Below are 12,311 nucleotides of genomic sequence, written 5' to 3'. Positions count from 1 at the left end.
GCGTCAGGGCAGGGTGTCGAGACCGGCCTGCAGCAGGGCGGGCACGGCCGAGCCGACGGCGTCGAACCCCGCTCCGACGGTCTGGCCCGCGAGAGAGCGGGCGTGGATGCCCTCGGCGATGACGGCCAGCTTCAGGTAGCCCAGCGCCTGGTAGAAGGCGAGCGACGATATGTCGCGGCCGGATCGCTCGGCATAGCGCTCGGCCAGCTCGTTCCCGGCCGGGAATCCGGCGTTGGCCGTGGGGGCGTGACGCACCCCGAGCACCGGCTCACAGGCGGGGTTCCAGTAGACGAGAAGCAGGCCGAGGTCGGCGAGCGGATCCCCGAGCGTGGACATCTCCCAGTCGACGACGGCCAGCATCCGGCCCGGGTCGGCCGCGTCGATGATCGTGTTGTCGAGCCGGTAGTCGCCATGGACGACGGACGTGCCGCTCTCCGCCGGTGTCCCCAGGGCCAGCCGCCGGTGCAGCTCGTGGAAGGCGGGCAGGTCCCGGGTCGCGACGTGGCCCCACTGCCCGTGCCAGCGCCGTACCTGACGCTCGAGGTATCCGGCGGGCCGGCCGAACCCGTCGAGGCCGATCTGTCCTGGGTCGAGCGAGTGCAGCCGCACCAGCTCGTCGACGAGGGTCTCGGCGCACCGCCGCGCCTGGTCCGCGGGGAGTGCGGCGGCGTGGTCGCCGTCGCGGAGCACGATTCCGTCCACGTACGACATGATCGTGAACGGGACGCCGATCACAGCCGTGTCCTCGCAGCACAACACCGCCCGCGGCACCGGAACGCCGGTCGGCCCCAGCGCCTCCACCACGCGGTACTCGCGGCTCATGTCGTGCGCCGACGGCGTGAGCGTCCCGAGAGGTGGCCGGCGCAGCACCCAACGGCTGATCCCGTCGGTCATGAGGTAGGTGAGATTGGAACGGCCGCCCTGGATGAGGCTCAGCCGCAGCGGTCCCCCGCCCCCGACACGCCCGTCGAGAAAGCGCCGCAGCGCCGGGACGTCGACGCCGGGGAGCCGTGTGCTGCCGATCTCGAACTCAATGGGCACGCCTGCTCCTCTGTGCTGCGGCTGACGGCTCGTTCTCCGCCGACGAGGTCCGGGACGCGCCCCGCGGCCCTTGGAACCGGAGCGGCTGGTTGCTATTTTGAACTGAATTCAGTCCGATTGCAATACGGCGGCCGTTCCAGGGCGGCCGGAAGGAGTGTGCCGTGAAAGCTCGGCTGTCGGGACGTGTGGCTCTGGTGACCGGTGCGACCGGCGGAATCGGCGACGCCGTCGTCCGCAGGTTCGCCGCGGAGGACGCGACGGTCGTGGTGACCGACGTGGACCCGGGACGCTGCCAAGAGGTCGCCGAGGAGCTCACGAAGGCGGGCGGGCGGGCCGTCGGCCTGGGCCTCGACGTCACGGACGAGCGTGCCTGGGAGAGCGTGGTGAACGAGGTGGGCACGAGTCTGGGCGGCATCTCCGTGCTGGTCAACAACGCCGGCATCGCCAGGATGACGGACGTGGAGACGGAAACGCTGGAGACCTGGGAAGAGGTGCTCGCGGTCACCCAGCGCGGGGTATGGCTCGGGATGAAGCACGCCGGCCCCGTGATCGAGCGTTCCGGCGGGGGCTCCATCGTGAACGTCTCGTCGATATTCGGCACGGTCGGCGGGTTCGGCGGGCAGTTCTCCTACCACGCCGCCAAGGGCGCCGTGCGGCTGATGACGAAGAACGCGGCTCTGCACTGGGCGACCCGCGGAGTCCGGGTCAACTCGGTCCACCCGGGATTCATCGAGACCCCGCTGTCGCGCAAGCTCTGGCGCGGGACGTCCCGGCTCGACGCGATGATCGGCAACACCCCGATGGGACGGCTGGGCCGCACCGGCGAGGTCGCCGACGCGGTGCTGTTCCTCGCCTCCGACGAGTCGAGCTTCGTCACCGGTTCCGAGTTGTACGTGGACGGCGGCTACACGGCGCGGTGAGGCGTGCGGGTGTCACGGCGCCTCGTCGTCCACCCGCGTGTACCTGCTCACACCGCCGTCGAGTACGGCGGTGGCCCGTCCGCGTGCCACGAGGACGTCCAGGTGGGCGGCGGTCTCGTTGACCGCCAGCATCTGGTTGAAGTCGTCCAGGCCGGCGAACGGGATGTCGCGGCGCGTCCAGGTCAGCCGTCGCGCCACCGCGTACGCGTCGAGGGTTCGCGTGCCGAGGGCCCGCAGCGTGTGCGCGAACCGGTTGTCATGATGGAGCAGCAGTTCGGCGACGCGGACGTGGACGCTGCCGGTGACCGGTCCGTGCGCGGGCAACAGGCGGGTGTCGGGGTAGCCGGCGACGAGACGTAGCGAATCGAGGTAGTCCGCCAGCGGAAGCCCCGGGTCGGCGAGCTCGAAGCCGATGGACGGTGTGATGTGCGGCAGCACGTGGTCGCCGGCGAACAGCAGCCCCGCCGCCTCGTCCAGGTAGACCGCGTGTCCCCTGGTGTGGCCGGGCGTGGGGATGACGCGGAGCGCTCGCCTGCCCAGTTCCACCACGCCCGCACCGATCCAGTTGTCGGGGGCCTCCCAGTCGGTCTCGTCGAACCCCGTGTGACTCTGGATCTTCAGCAGCCGGTCGGCCAGGTCGCCCGCGCCTCCGCGGCGCAGGACCTTCAGGGACGTGACGGGCACGTTGCTGCGGACCTCGCCCAGCAGCAGTTCCAGGCCGCGCCGCTCGCCGGCGCCGAGATGCACGCGCGATCCCAGCAGGCGGCGCAAGGCCACCGCCTGCGTGTAGTGGTCACGGTGGATGTGGGTGACGAAGATCTGAGTGATCTCCGCCAGGTCATGCCCCAGTGATGCCATGGCGTCCTCGAGGACGCGGCGGCTCCGTGGAAGCGCCCAGCCGCCGTCGATCATGACGACGCCGTCGTCTTCCTCGAGCAGGTAGACGTTGACGGCCCGCAGACCGTCGCCGGGAAGCGGAAGCGGGATCCGGTGCACGCCGGGTCCGACCGTCTCCGCTCCCGCCTCGTCCCACCGGCCACGCTCGGCGCGGGTCGTCATGCCTCGGCCTTCTCGGCCGGGGGCGCCGGGTTCGCGTGCAGGTCACGCGCGAGATCACGGGCGCGGGCCCGGGAGATCTTGCCCACCGTCGTCTGCGGCAGCTCGTCGACGGTGAACACGAACTCGGGCCATTTGGCCTTGGAAAGACCCCTGTCGTGGAGGTGCCGCGTGATCTCGTCGAGGTCTATCGAGCCGCCGTCGGAGGCGATCACCAACGCCGCGACCCGTTCTCCGAGAAGCTCGTCGGGGACCGGCACCACGCAAACCTGCCAGACGCCGGGATGGGTCGCGACGGCACGCTCCACCTCGGTGACGTCGATGTTGCGGCCACCACGGATGATCACGTCCTTCTCGCGGCCCATGACGCTGACGGTCCCGTCCTCGTTGATCGTCATGAGATCGCCGGTCGGCAAGAACCCGTCGGGGGTGAGTTCCGGAGCGTTCAGCCTGCCGTCGCGGGCGTACCCGAGGAACAGCGACGGCCCGCGCACCTGCGCTCTGCCGACCTCGCCCGGCCGGGCCTCACGCCCCGCGCCGTCGACGACGCGGAGCTCCGTGCCGGGGAACGGGCGCCCGTCGCGGCCGAGCCGGATCTCCGCCGGCTCCTCCGGCAGCGGCGAGGTGTGGCCCAGGCACTCCGACATCCCGAACACCCGCATGATCCGGGTGCCCAGTGACTCTTCGGCCCGGGTGAGGGCGGCCACGTCCATCGGACCCCCGCCGACGGTGATCGAACGTACTCCCTGGAGCACCCGCGAACCGGCGGCCGCGGCGCCCAGTTGGAGCGCCATGGTCGGCACGCACATGGTCCAGCGCGCCTGTGTCTCCGCCATCCGGGCCAGGGCGGCGGCGGGATCCCACCTGCGCCACAGGACGAGCGGACCCCCGAGCGCCAAGGCCATGTAGACGCCGAAACAGTAGGCCGCGGTGGACGACAGCGGCACGAGCGCCGCGACCGCGTCCCCTTGGCGCAGCCCGTTGACGGCGGCGGTCTGGGAGCAGGCGTACCGCAGGGCGCTCTCGCTCTGCACGACCCCTTTGGCACGTCCGGTGGAGCCGGAGGTCAGCCCGATGAGCGAGCCGCCGGCCCAGCGTGAGACGTCACGCCGGCCGTGACCGGAGCGGACCGCCCAGCCGTCCAGAACATCGCCTCCGGGGGAGGCCGGCGGGAGAGGCAGGGCCCACTCCTCGACGGCCGCCGGTTCGGCCACCACCGCGTCGGGCCGGATGTCCTCGAAGACCGCGGCGGCCTCGGCGCCGGTCGTGTGGCGGTTGACCACCGCGAGCACGCCACCGCTCATCCCCACGGCCAGGGTGGCCGCGATCGTCCGCCACGAGTTGTCGGCCTGCACCATGACGGTGCCGGCGCCACCCTCGCCGGCCAGGGCCTCAGCGAGCCCGGCCGCATGAGCGAGCAGTACCCGCGCGGTATGACCGCCCGAATCGTCGATGACGGCGACGACATCCGACTCGGCGGCCCTCCGCTGGAACTCACTCACTGCCTGTCGCATTCAGCCCTCCTCGCATCACCACCGCCTCGCCACCGCGCCGAATCGTGCTCAGGCCGTGAACATCTCCTTCTCGGTGCCCATGACGGCGATCCGGCGGCCCTTCATGTCGCCGACCTGGGCGACCGCCGCCGCCCACTCGGGACTGGCCAGCGCCTTTGCGAGGTCTTCCGCACTGTCGAAACTGAGCACCGAGACCCCGTCCCAGCCCTCGGACCGGCTTTCGAACGCCGCGTCGACCTCGGTGTGCCGCCACGCGCGCAGGCCCGGGAGCCGGTAGGTGAGCTCGGCGTGCTCGCCGCGCCACCAGGCGATGAACTGTTCGTGGGTCCACTCCGGCGGTCGTGCGGCCAGAAGCACGAGGTTGTACATCCGATCTCCTGTTTCGCTGTCCGGGTTCCTATGACGTGCGCGCCCCGGCCCGAGCCGTCTGTCCCGGCGCGTCGAAGCGGACCGCCGGGGATCTGCCGATCAGGAGGCGTTCGAGGCGTCCTGACGCGCCGAGCTGTCCGGCGGCGACGAAGCTCGCCACCGGCACACCCGCACGACGTACCTCGCCCAGGAACAACTCGCTGCGCCCTGACGTGCTCGCCGCCACCAGGTGGTGGGTGAGCACGCCCTTCTCCCGCTGCTCCAGGTAGTGCTCGAGGGCGGGCCGGCCTCCGGCGAAGTCGGTCGCGCTGTCGCCGCCGGTCGAGAAGAGGATGGAGAAGGTGAAGTCGTCGGCGATGAGGCCGAGGATCCTTTCGGGCTCGTCGCCGTCCAGGATGTCGAACCACGCGGTGAGAAACGGTGCTGCCGTGCCGGACATCGTGTCCTCCTGCCGTTGTCGTGTCCTCAAGCCGTCCAGTCCAGCAACTCGAAGGACGTGGTGAAGAACGCCTGGTATCGAGCCATTTTTCCGGCAGGGGACACCATGGCCGCGGAGTGGAACGCCCCGATCGGTTCGCCCGACTCGGTGACCACCCCGTAGACCGTCTCGAAGTTCTCGTCGACGGCCGAGCGGAGGATGTGGTGAACCCGGTCGACGGCGTTGCGTCCGGCGATGTACCGCGCGAAATCCTCCCTGGACCGTCCGGTCACCTCGCGGCCCGGCAGCGCGATGAGGAAGCGGAAGTCCGGCTCCACATACTCGAGCGCCTTGTCCGGATCCTGGCTGTCCATACAGGCCATGTACTCACGCAGCACCATGACTTCATCCTCCTGCTCGTCGCACACCCGGGGCGTCGTCAGCGGTCCGGCGGTGTGTAGAAGTCGCCCTGCGACTCGAATTTGCCGCCCTTCACGACCACCTTCTGCACCGCCCGGGTCCCGAGGTGCTTGTCCGCGCTGAAGCTCATCACCGGCGCCACGCCGGGGTCGATGTTGCCGGCCTTCTCGTAGGCGGCCACGAGCGACTGCGAGGTGATCGGCCCCTGCACGGTCTGCGCTATCTGGACGAAGACCTTGGCCGCGGTCCACCCCCAGAGGGCGATGAAGTCGGCCTGCTGCTTCGGCGCGTACTTGGCCATCGCGTCGCGGAACTCCGCCACCGACGGATCGCTGTCGTTCGGCGACCTGACCAGCTGCACCGCCCTGAAGCCTTCGGCGGCGTCGCCGGCGAGAGTCAGCGTGGACGCCGCCGCGGTGGGCGCATAGCCGTAGGCGGGCACCGACAGGCCCTGCAGCTTGGCCTCCTTGAGGAAGGCCGCGGCCTCCGGCGAGGCGAGGATCAGGATGATCGCGTCGGGCTTCTTCGCCTTCACCTGAGCGATCACGGGGCTGTAGTCGGTGGACTGGAACTTGACCGAGAGAAGCTCGGCGCTCGCCCCCGGGCCGGCCTTCTGGAGAACCGGCGCCACCTGCTTGGCCACGTTGACGAACGCGGCGGGGTCGCTGTGCACCACCAGCACCTTCTTCGCGCCGTCCTCGGCCACCCAGGCCGCCAGGGCCGCGGCCTGGTCCTCGTAGAGTGTCTGGACGCCGAACAGACCCGGACGGGGCGGCGTGTACCAGGTCGCGGCGCCGCCGAGCTCGTTGAGGATCGGCACCTTGGACTGCTGGAGAACGAACGGGAACGTCGCCTCGCCCTGCGCGGTGCCGTTGGCGGCCACGATGGCGACCACCTTCTCCTGGCCGACCAGTTCTCTCGCGATCTGCACCGTCTGCTGCGGGTCGAACGCGTTGTCCTTGACGATCCAGTTCACCTTGCGGCCGTTGATGCCGCCCTTGTCGTTGATCATCTTGAAGTAGGCGTCGGCACCCGCGTGTTGCGGGACGCCGGAGGCGGCCACGGCACCCGTGAGCGGGTACCAGGCGCCGATCTTGATTTCCTTGTCGTCCGCGGCACTGGAGGCGTTACCACCGCAGGCGCCCGTGGCCAGTACGAGGGCCACGACGCCGGCCATGAGAAGGTGTTTCGTACGGGAGCTCATGACCCTACTCTCTCAACTGAGTTCAGTTCAGCTACCCGGACTCTAATGCCCCGCTCACGCCCGGGCAATAGCCCCGTGAACAAACAGAAACAGTCTGTCCAGGCAGGGCTAGGTATATGAATTGAATTCAGTTACGGTAGGCCGCCTAGGTATCACGACGAGGAGGTCACCCATGTCGTTCGTTCTCATCCACGGAGCCGGCTTCGGCGCCGACTGCTGGGACCAGCTCATCCCCCACCTCGGCGCGGAAGCGCTGGCCGTCGACCTTCCGGGCCGCGGGACGAGGGCCGAGATCGACCTGCGCACGGTCACCCTCGCCGACTGCGCCGACGCGGTCCGGCAGGACGTCGAAGCGAAGGATCTGAGGGACGTGGTGCTGGTGGGTCACTCCTTCGCGGGCGTCACGGTGCCGCGCGTCCTGGACCTCATGCCTGACCGGATCCGTCACGTCGTCCTCGTGTCGGCCGTGGTTCCTCCCGACGGAACCCGGGTGCTCGACCAGATAGATCCCGACGTGCGGGTTCTGGTCGAGCAGTCCATCGCCGGCGGCCTCTACCACCAGACCCGCGAGGGCGCCGCCGCGTTGTTGTGCAACGACATGGACGAGGCGACCGCCGCGTCCACTCTGGACCGGCTCATCGACGACTCGGCCGCCCTGCTCAGCGAACGCGTGGATCTGAGCGGGTACGGACGCGAGCTCCCTCGCACGTATGTGCACCTCACCCGGGACCAGTGCTACGTCGAGGAGCTCCAGCAGCGATCCATCGCCCTGCTGCGGCCCGACGTCGTCGATCTCGACACCGGTCACATGGCGATGGTCAGCGCGCCCGAGAAGCTCGCCGCCGTTCTCAACGCCGTGCACGGCTGATCACCGAGGCGGGCGGCCCGGAGCTCGGCTAGATCGCGACCATCCGCACGCAGCAGTCCTCGGTCAGCTCGCTGACGGAGGACAGCGTCACCGGGCCTCTCGGGCGGTACCACCGCCAGACGCTCACGATCATGCCGAGCATGTTCAACGCCAGCGTGTGCGCGTCACGGCGCTCGAACACGCCCTCGGACATCCCCCGCTCGAGCAGATCGGTCCAGGCGCTCTCGATGCGATGCACCAGCTCGCGAGCCGCCAGGCGCTCGGTCTCCTCCCGCTTGGAGTTGCGGGGCACCGCGAGGAGCGCGAGGTTGTTCTGCAGAATCCGCATCTGCAGCACGTCCTTCTCGGAGACCGCGTACGCGCCGCGCACCGCCGCCCGGAGCGCGTCCATGGCATTGGACTGATCGGCCGTCGCCTTGACGAACATCTCATGCGAGCGTTGCAGCTCGAGCCGCATGATCGTGAGCAGGCAATGGGCCTTCGACTCGAAGTAGTGGTAGAGGGCGGTCTGCCCGATGCCGACCTGATCGGCGACCGTCGACCACTTGGTGGCGTCGTAGCCGTCCTTGCCGAACTTCCCTATGGCGGCCGCCAGAATGGCCGCTCGCTTGGAGCGAGGACCCTCGTCCGGCTCTTCGACCTTCACCGCCGTCGCCTTCGCCGCAGTCATCACCTCTCCCGACATGGGTGCCGGGAGGCGCCCCGGCACGCCCGAAACCAACCTGACCTGAACTCGATTCTATCCAATGATCATACCCGTTCGACGATCGTTGCGTTCGCCATTCCGCCACCCTCGCACATGGTCTGCGGACCGTAGCGCCCGCCGGTGCGGCGAAGCTGGTGGATCAGGGTCGTCATCAGCCGCGCCCCGGTGGCTCCCCCAGGGGTGCGGACGGCATCGACGATGAAGGCTTCTGCCAAGATCTTCTCCGGTTGTTCGACATGGTCACGCTTGGCGAGCAGGGAGGAACCGGGCGGGCCGCTTGCCGAGGAAGGCCGCGACGCCTTCGACGCCCTCGGGTGACGCCGCCGCCTCGGCGACGGATCGCGCCTCGCGATCCAGTTGCGCGTCGAGGCCGTCGGACAGGCCGGCGAGAACGAGCCGCCGCGTCGCCCCGAAGGCGCCGGTCGCGCCCGCCGCGAGCGTTGCGGTCACCCGTTCGGTCTCCTCCCGCAGCCGCTCGGGATCCACCACGGTGGTGACGAGCCCCAGGTCGGCCGCCTCCGGCGCGGATATCCGGCGGTTGGTCAGCAGCAGCTCCAGCGCGCGCTTGGGGCCGAGCAGCCGGGGCAGCAGCCACGTCGTCCCGGCGTCGGGTGTGTACCCGATGCCCGTGTAGGCGAGCAGGAACGTCGCGTCGGCGGACACGATCGTGAGATCGGCGGCGGCGGCCAGCCCGACGCCGGCTCCGGCGACCGCGCCGCGTACCTCCGCGACGAGCGGGGCGTCCATCGTGAGGAACGTCCGCAGCGCGTCGTGCAGGGCGCCGGTCACCTCGTTCAGGTGCTCCTTCAGCGCCTCGCCGCGGAAGGAGGAGAATTCGCGGAGGTCCCCGCCGACGCAGAAGGATCGTCCTTCGCCGCGCAGCAGGACGGCCCGGACGTCCTGGCCGTGGCAGCGCCGGGCGGCGGTCCGCAGGCCGCGCGCGAGTTCCAGGTCGATGGCGTTGCCGCGGGCGGCCCGGCGCATGACGACGTGCGCCACGTGGTCCTCGACCTCGACCGTGACGGCGGGAAGGTCGCTCATCGCGCCGTCCAGCCGCCGTCGACGACCAGGACCTGCCCGGTGCAGTAGGAGGAGGCGTCCGAGGCGAGGAACAGCAGGGCGCCGTCGAGCTCGCGCTCCTCCCCGGCGCGGCGCAGCATGGTGTTCCGCTCGATCCACCGGCCGGACCCGGCGTCCTCGAACAGGCCCTCGGTCATCTCGGACCTGAACCAGCCCGGCGCCAGCGCGTTGACGCGCACGCCGGCGCCGCCCCACTGGCCGGCCAGCTCGCGCGTCAGCCCGACCAGCCCCGCCTTGGAAGCCGCGTAGCCGGCGCCGCCCAGCGGGGCGGCGGACACCAGGGCGAGGATGGAGGCCACGTTGACGACGCTCCGGCCGGTACCGGGGTGTTCCGTCTCAGCCATGAGCCGGGCGAGGTGGAACGGCGCCACCAGATTCACCGCGAGGACGCCGGCGAAATCCCCCGGGCTCTCGTCCGCGGCGCGGGGCGCGCCGGCGACGCCCGCGTTGTTGACCAGGACGTCGAAGCGGCCTGTGGTCGCCAGGACCGTCTCGACCAGCCGGGCACGATCCTCCTCCCGGCTGACGTCACAGGGCACGGGGTGGATGCGGGAGTCGCCCGAGGCCAGCTTCTCCAGCCGGTCGGCCCTGCGGGCCGCCGCGAAGACGGTGGCCCCGGCGGCCGCCAGGACCGTCGCGAACCGGGCGCCGAGTCCCGATGAGGCGCCGGTGACCACGGCCGTCCTGCCCCGCAGGGAGAACAGGTCGCCGATCACTCCTCGACCCCGATCGGCAGAGCAAGCGCGCCGCCGTCGATGACGAGCGTCTGCCCGGTGATCCAGGACGACGCGTCCGAGGCCAGGAAGAGCGCCGCGTTGGCGACGTCCTCGGGTGTCCCCAGCCGGCGCAGCGGGAGCTTCGCGGTGAGGACGGCCTCGCGGGCCTCCCACACGGCACGCGCCAGCTCCGTCTTGATCAGGCCGGGAGCGATGGCGTTGACCCGTGCCTTCGGCCCGAGTTCGTAGGCGAGCTGGCGGGTCATGTGGATCATCGCCGCCTTCGTCGCGTTGTAGTAGCCGATGTGCGGGTCGACGATCAACCCGCCCACCGACGCGATGTTGATGACGGCGCCGCCGTGCTCGGCCATCGACGCCTTCCACGCGCAACGGGTCCAGGCGATCATCCCGTACTGGTTGACCCGCACCGTCTTCTCGGCGCGCGGCAGGTCGAGGTCGATCAGATCGCCGTAGTACGGATTGGTGGCGGCGTTGTTGACCAGGATGTCGACCCGGCCGAACCGCTCCATCGTCTCTTCGACGCAACGCTGCGCCTGGTCCGGCTCTCCGGCGTTCGCCACGACCGTGTGCACGTCGCCGTCGGCGTCGAGCCCCAGCAGATCGGCGCGGGCGGCGGCCAGCCCCTCCGGTTTGCGCGCCGCGATGACCACGTGCGCCCCGGCGGCGCGGTAGGCCCGCGCGATGGCCCGGCCGATGCCCTGGGAACCACCGGTGATCACCGCCACCCTTGTGCCGAGCGGTTTCATGCCGCCTTCTCCTTCGTGTACTTGGCCAGCTCCTGGCGGGCGACGGTGCGCAGGTGGACCTCGTCGGGCCCGTCGGCGATGCGCAGCGCCCTGGTGATCGCGAACAACCGGGCCAGGACGGTGTCGTCGCACACCCCGGCCGCGCCGTGCGCCTGCACGGCCCGGTCGACCACCCGGTGGGCGACGTCCAGCGCGGCCACCTTGATCGCCGCGACTTCCATGCGGGCCGCCGCGTTGCCCACGGTGTCCATCAGCCACGCTGACTTCAGCACCAGCAGGCGCAACTGCTCGATCTCGATCCGGCTGCGGGCGATCCACTCCCGTACCACGCCCTGCTCGGCCAGCGGGCCGCCGAACGCCTCCCGGGTGAGCACCCGCCGGCACATCAGGTCCAGGGCGCGTTCGGCGAAACCGACCGCGCGCATGGCATAGTGCATCCGGCCGGGCCCAAGCCGTCCCTGGGCGAGCGCGAAACCCTCCCCTTCGCCGCCGAGCAGGTTGGCGGCGGGCACGCGTACGTCCTCGAAGAGCACCTCGCCGTGCCCGAGGCGGTCGGTGTACCCGAACATGGGCAGGTCGCGCAGCACCGTGACGCCGGGGGTGTCCCTGGGGATGAGCACCATGCTCTGCCGCCGGTAGGACGGCGCGTCCGGGTCGGTCACCCCCATCAGGATGATCAGCTTGCAGTCGGGGTCGAGGATGCCCGAGGTGAACCATTTGTGGCCGTTGACGAGGTAGTCGTCGCCGTCACGGGTGATCCGGGTGCGGAGGTTGCGCGGATCGGAGCTCGCCACGTCCGGTTCGGTCATCGCGAAACATGAGCGGATCTCGGCGTCGAGCAGCGGACGCAGCCATCGCCGCCGCTGCTCGGGTGTGCCGAAGAGCGCGAGCAGCTCCATGTTCCCGGTGTCGGGGGCCGAGCAGTTGAACACCTCGGGGCCGATGATGGAGCGGCCCATCAGCTCCGCGAGCGGGGCGTACTCCAGGTTGGCCAGCCCGGCGCCCCAGTCGCCGTGGGACATGAACAGGTTCCACAGTCCTTCCGCGCGGGCCTTCTCCTTCATTTCCCGCATCACCGGCGGCAGCGCGTGCGGGTCGTCCGCCTCGGCGATCTGCCGGTCGTACACGGCCTCGCCGGGGTACACGTACCGGTCCATGAAGGCGGCCAGCCGATCTCGGAGCTCGCGGGCACGCGGCGAGAGGTCGAAGTCCACGATTGTCCTCAATTTCTA

14 protein-coding genes and 1 pseudogene are annotated in these 12,311 nt (G+C 70.3%); 2 read left to right on the top strand and 13 right to left on the bottom strand.

Features of this window, described 5'->3' with window-relative positions:
- Positions 1 to 3: 3 nt before the first annotated feature.
- The gene (locus ACIBX3_RS23855) at positions 4 to 1,041 is read right to left on the bottom strand and encodes a phosphotransferase family protein (RefSeq protein WP_397120418.1); all 1,038 of its coding nucleotides are present in this window, start codon (positions 1,039 to 1,041) and stop codon (positions 4 to 6) included.
- A 161-nt stretch (positions 1,042 to 1,202) separates the two neighbouring features.
- Here ACIBX3_RS23855 and ACIBX3_RS23850 point away from each other — a divergent pair, with 161 nt between their 5' ends.
- On the top strand, positions 1,203 to 1,961 hold the full coding sequence (locus ACIBX3_RS23850; protein ID WP_397120416.1) for an SDR family NAD(P)-dependent oxidoreductase: 759 nt from the start codon (positions 1,203 to 1,205) through the stop codon (positions 1,959 to 1,961).
- A gap of 12 nt (positions 1,962 to 1,973) precedes the next feature.
- Here ACIBX3_RS23850 and ACIBX3_RS23845 read toward each other — a convergent pair whose 3' ends face one another.
- The 6 genes from ACIBX3_RS23845 to ACIBX3_RS23820 are packed head-to-tail and all read right to left on the bottom strand — an operon-like array spanning position 1,974 to position 6,942.
- Complete coding sequence (locus ACIBX3_RS23845; RefSeq protein WP_397120414.1) at positions 1,974 to 3,020, bottom strand: MBL fold metallo-hydrolase; 1,047 nt, start codon at positions 3,018 to 3,020, stop codon at positions 1,974 to 1,976.
- The gene (locus tag ACIBX3_RS23840) at positions 3,017 to 4,531 is read right to left on the bottom strand and encodes a class I adenylate-forming enzyme family protein (RefSeq protein WP_397120412.1); all 1,515 of its coding nucleotides are present in this window, start codon (positions 4,529 to 4,531) and stop codon (positions 3,017 to 3,019) included. The genes ACIBX3_RS23845 and ACIBX3_RS23840 overlap by 4 nt, the downstream gene beginning before the upstream one ends.
- A gap of 48 nt (positions 4,532 to 4,579) precedes the next feature.
- Complete coding sequence (locus ACIBX3_RS23835) at positions 4,580 to 4,900, bottom strand: EthD domain-containing protein (protein ID WP_397120410.1); 321 nt, start codon at positions 4,898 to 4,900, stop codon at positions 4,580 to 4,582.
- A 28-nt stretch (positions 4,901 to 4,928) separates the two neighbouring features.
- Positions 4,929 to 5,339 carry a nuclear transport factor 2 family protein gene (locus tag ACIBX3_RS23830; RefSeq protein ID WP_397120408.1) on the bottom strand — a complete coding sequence of 137 codons (411 nt, stop codon included), beginning with the start codon at positions 5,337 to 5,339 and terminating at the stop codon, positions 4,929 to 4,931.
- Positions 5,340 to 5,365: 26 nt separating this feature from the next.
- Positions 5,366 to 5,719, bottom strand: a complete 354-nt coding sequence (locus tag ACIBX3_RS23825; protein WP_397120406.1) for a nuclear transport factor 2 family protein — start codon at positions 5,717 to 5,719, stop codon at positions 5,366 to 5,368.
- A 38-nt stretch (positions 5,720 to 5,757) separates the two neighbouring features.
- Entirely contained in the window at positions 5,758 to 6,942 is a 1,185-nt protein-coding gene (locus ACIBX3_RS23820; protein WP_397120404.1) for an ABC transporter substrate-binding protein, read from the bottom strand.
- 172 nt (positions 6,943 to 7,114) lie between these two features.
- Here ACIBX3_RS23820 and ACIBX3_RS23815 point away from each other — a divergent pair, with 172 nt between their 5' ends.
- On the top strand, positions 7,115 to 7,810 hold the full coding sequence (locus ACIBX3_RS23815) for an alpha/beta fold hydrolase (protein WP_397120402.1): 696 nt from the start codon (positions 7,115 to 7,117) through the stop codon (positions 7,808 to 7,810).
- 28 nt (positions 7,811 to 7,838) lie between these two features.
- Here ACIBX3_RS23815 and ACIBX3_RS23810 read toward each other — a convergent pair whose 3' ends face one another.
- From ACIBX3_RS23810 to ACIBX3_RS23785, 6 genes and pseudogenes are all read right to left on the bottom strand, one after another.
- Positions 7,839 to 8,480 (bottom strand): TetR/AcrR family transcriptional regulator, encoded by a 642-nt coding sequence (locus ACIBX3_RS23810; RefSeq protein ID WP_397120400.1) that lies wholly within the window; start codon positions 8,478 to 8,480, stop codon positions 7,839 to 7,841.
- Positions 8,481 to 8,560: 80 nt separating this feature from the next.
- Positions 8,561 to 8,707 (bottom strand): annotated as a pseudogene (locus ACIBX3_RS23805) (acetyl-CoA C-acetyltransferase); the annotation flags it as partial.
- Between the two features lie 49 nt (positions 8,708 to 8,756).
- Positions 8,757 to 9,557: an enoyl-CoA hydratase/isomerase family protein gene (locus ACIBX3_RS23800; protein ID WP_397120398.1), complete on the bottom strand. Its 801-nt coding sequence runs from the start codon at positions 9,555 to 9,557 to the stop codon at positions 8,757 to 8,759.
- Positions 9,554 to 10,312, bottom strand: a complete 759-nt coding sequence (locus tag ACIBX3_RS23795; RefSeq protein ID WP_397120396.1) for an SDR family NAD(P)-dependent oxidoreductase — start codon at positions 10,310 to 10,312, stop codon at positions 9,554 to 9,556. Before ACIBX3_RS23795 ends, ACIBX3_RS23800 begins: the two co-directional genes overlap by 4 nt.
- A complete protein-coding gene (locus tag ACIBX3_RS23790; RefSeq protein ID WP_397120394.1) occupies positions 10,309 to 11,079 on the bottom strand; it encodes an SDR family oxidoreductase in 771 nt (256 codons plus the stop codon). The genes ACIBX3_RS23795 and ACIBX3_RS23790 overlap by 4 nt, the downstream gene beginning before the upstream one ends.
- Entirely contained in the window at positions 11,076 to 12,293 is a 1,218-nt protein-coding gene (locus ACIBX3_RS23785; RefSeq protein WP_397120392.1) for an acyl-CoA dehydrogenase family protein, read from the bottom strand. Before ACIBX3_RS23785 ends, ACIBX3_RS23790 begins: the two co-directional genes overlap by 4 nt.
- Positions 12,294 to 12,311: the final 18 nt, after the last annotated feature.

It is taken from the genome of Nonomuraea sp. NPDC049480, assembly GCF_044465905.1.
GTDB lineage: Bacteria > Actinomycetota > Actinomycetes > Streptosporangiales > Streptosporangiaceae > Nonomuraea.
The sequence above is the reverse complement of the archived record's forward strand: the minus strand, read 5'-3'. Positions and strand labels throughout refer to the sequence as shown.

Excerpts from the sequence above, each read along its gene's own strand:
- ACIBX3_RS23800 (WP_397120398.1), bottom strand. The coding sequence starts at position 9,557 with ATGAGCGACCTTCCCGCCGTCACGGTCGAGGTCGAGGACCACGTGGCG.
- ACIBX3_RS23830 (WP_397120408.1), bottom strand. The coding sequence starts at position 5,339 with ATGTCCGGCACGGCAGCACCGTTTCTCACCGCGTGGTTCGACATCCTG.
- ACIBX3_RS23820 (WP_397120404.1), bottom strand. The coding sequence starts at position 6,942 with ATGAGCTCCCGTACGAAACACCTTCTCATGGCCGGCGTCGTGGCCCTC.
- ACIBX3_RS23845 (WP_397120414.1), bottom strand. The coding sequence starts at position 3,020 with ATGACGACCCGCGCCGAGCGTGGCCGGTGGGACGAGGCGGGAGCGGAG.
- ACIBX3_RS23825 (WP_397120406.1), bottom strand. The coding sequence starts at position 5,719 with ATGGTGCTGCGTGAGTACATGGCCTGTATGGACAGCCAGGATCCGGAC.
- ACIBX3_RS23790 (WP_397120394.1), bottom strand. The coding sequence starts at position 11,079 with ATGAAACCGCTCGGCACAAGGGTGGCGGTGATCACCGGTGGTTCCCAG.
- ACIBX3_RS23810 (WP_397120400.1), bottom strand. The coding sequence starts at position 8,480 with ATGACTGCGGCGAAGGCGACGGCGGTGAAGGTCGAAGAGCCGGACGAG.
- ACIBX3_RS23835 (WP_397120410.1), bottom strand. The coding sequence starts at position 4,900 with ATGTACAACCTCGTGCTTCTGGCCGCACGACCGCCGGAGTGGACCCAC.
- ACIBX3_RS23815 (WP_397120402.1), top strand. The coding sequence starts at position 7,115 with ATGTCGTTCGTTCTCATCCACGGAGCCGGCTTCGGCGCCGACTGCTGG.
- ACIBX3_RS23840 (WP_397120412.1), bottom strand. The coding sequence starts at position 4,531 with ATGCGACAGGCAGTGAGTGAGTTCCAGCGGAGGGCCGCCGAGTCGGAT.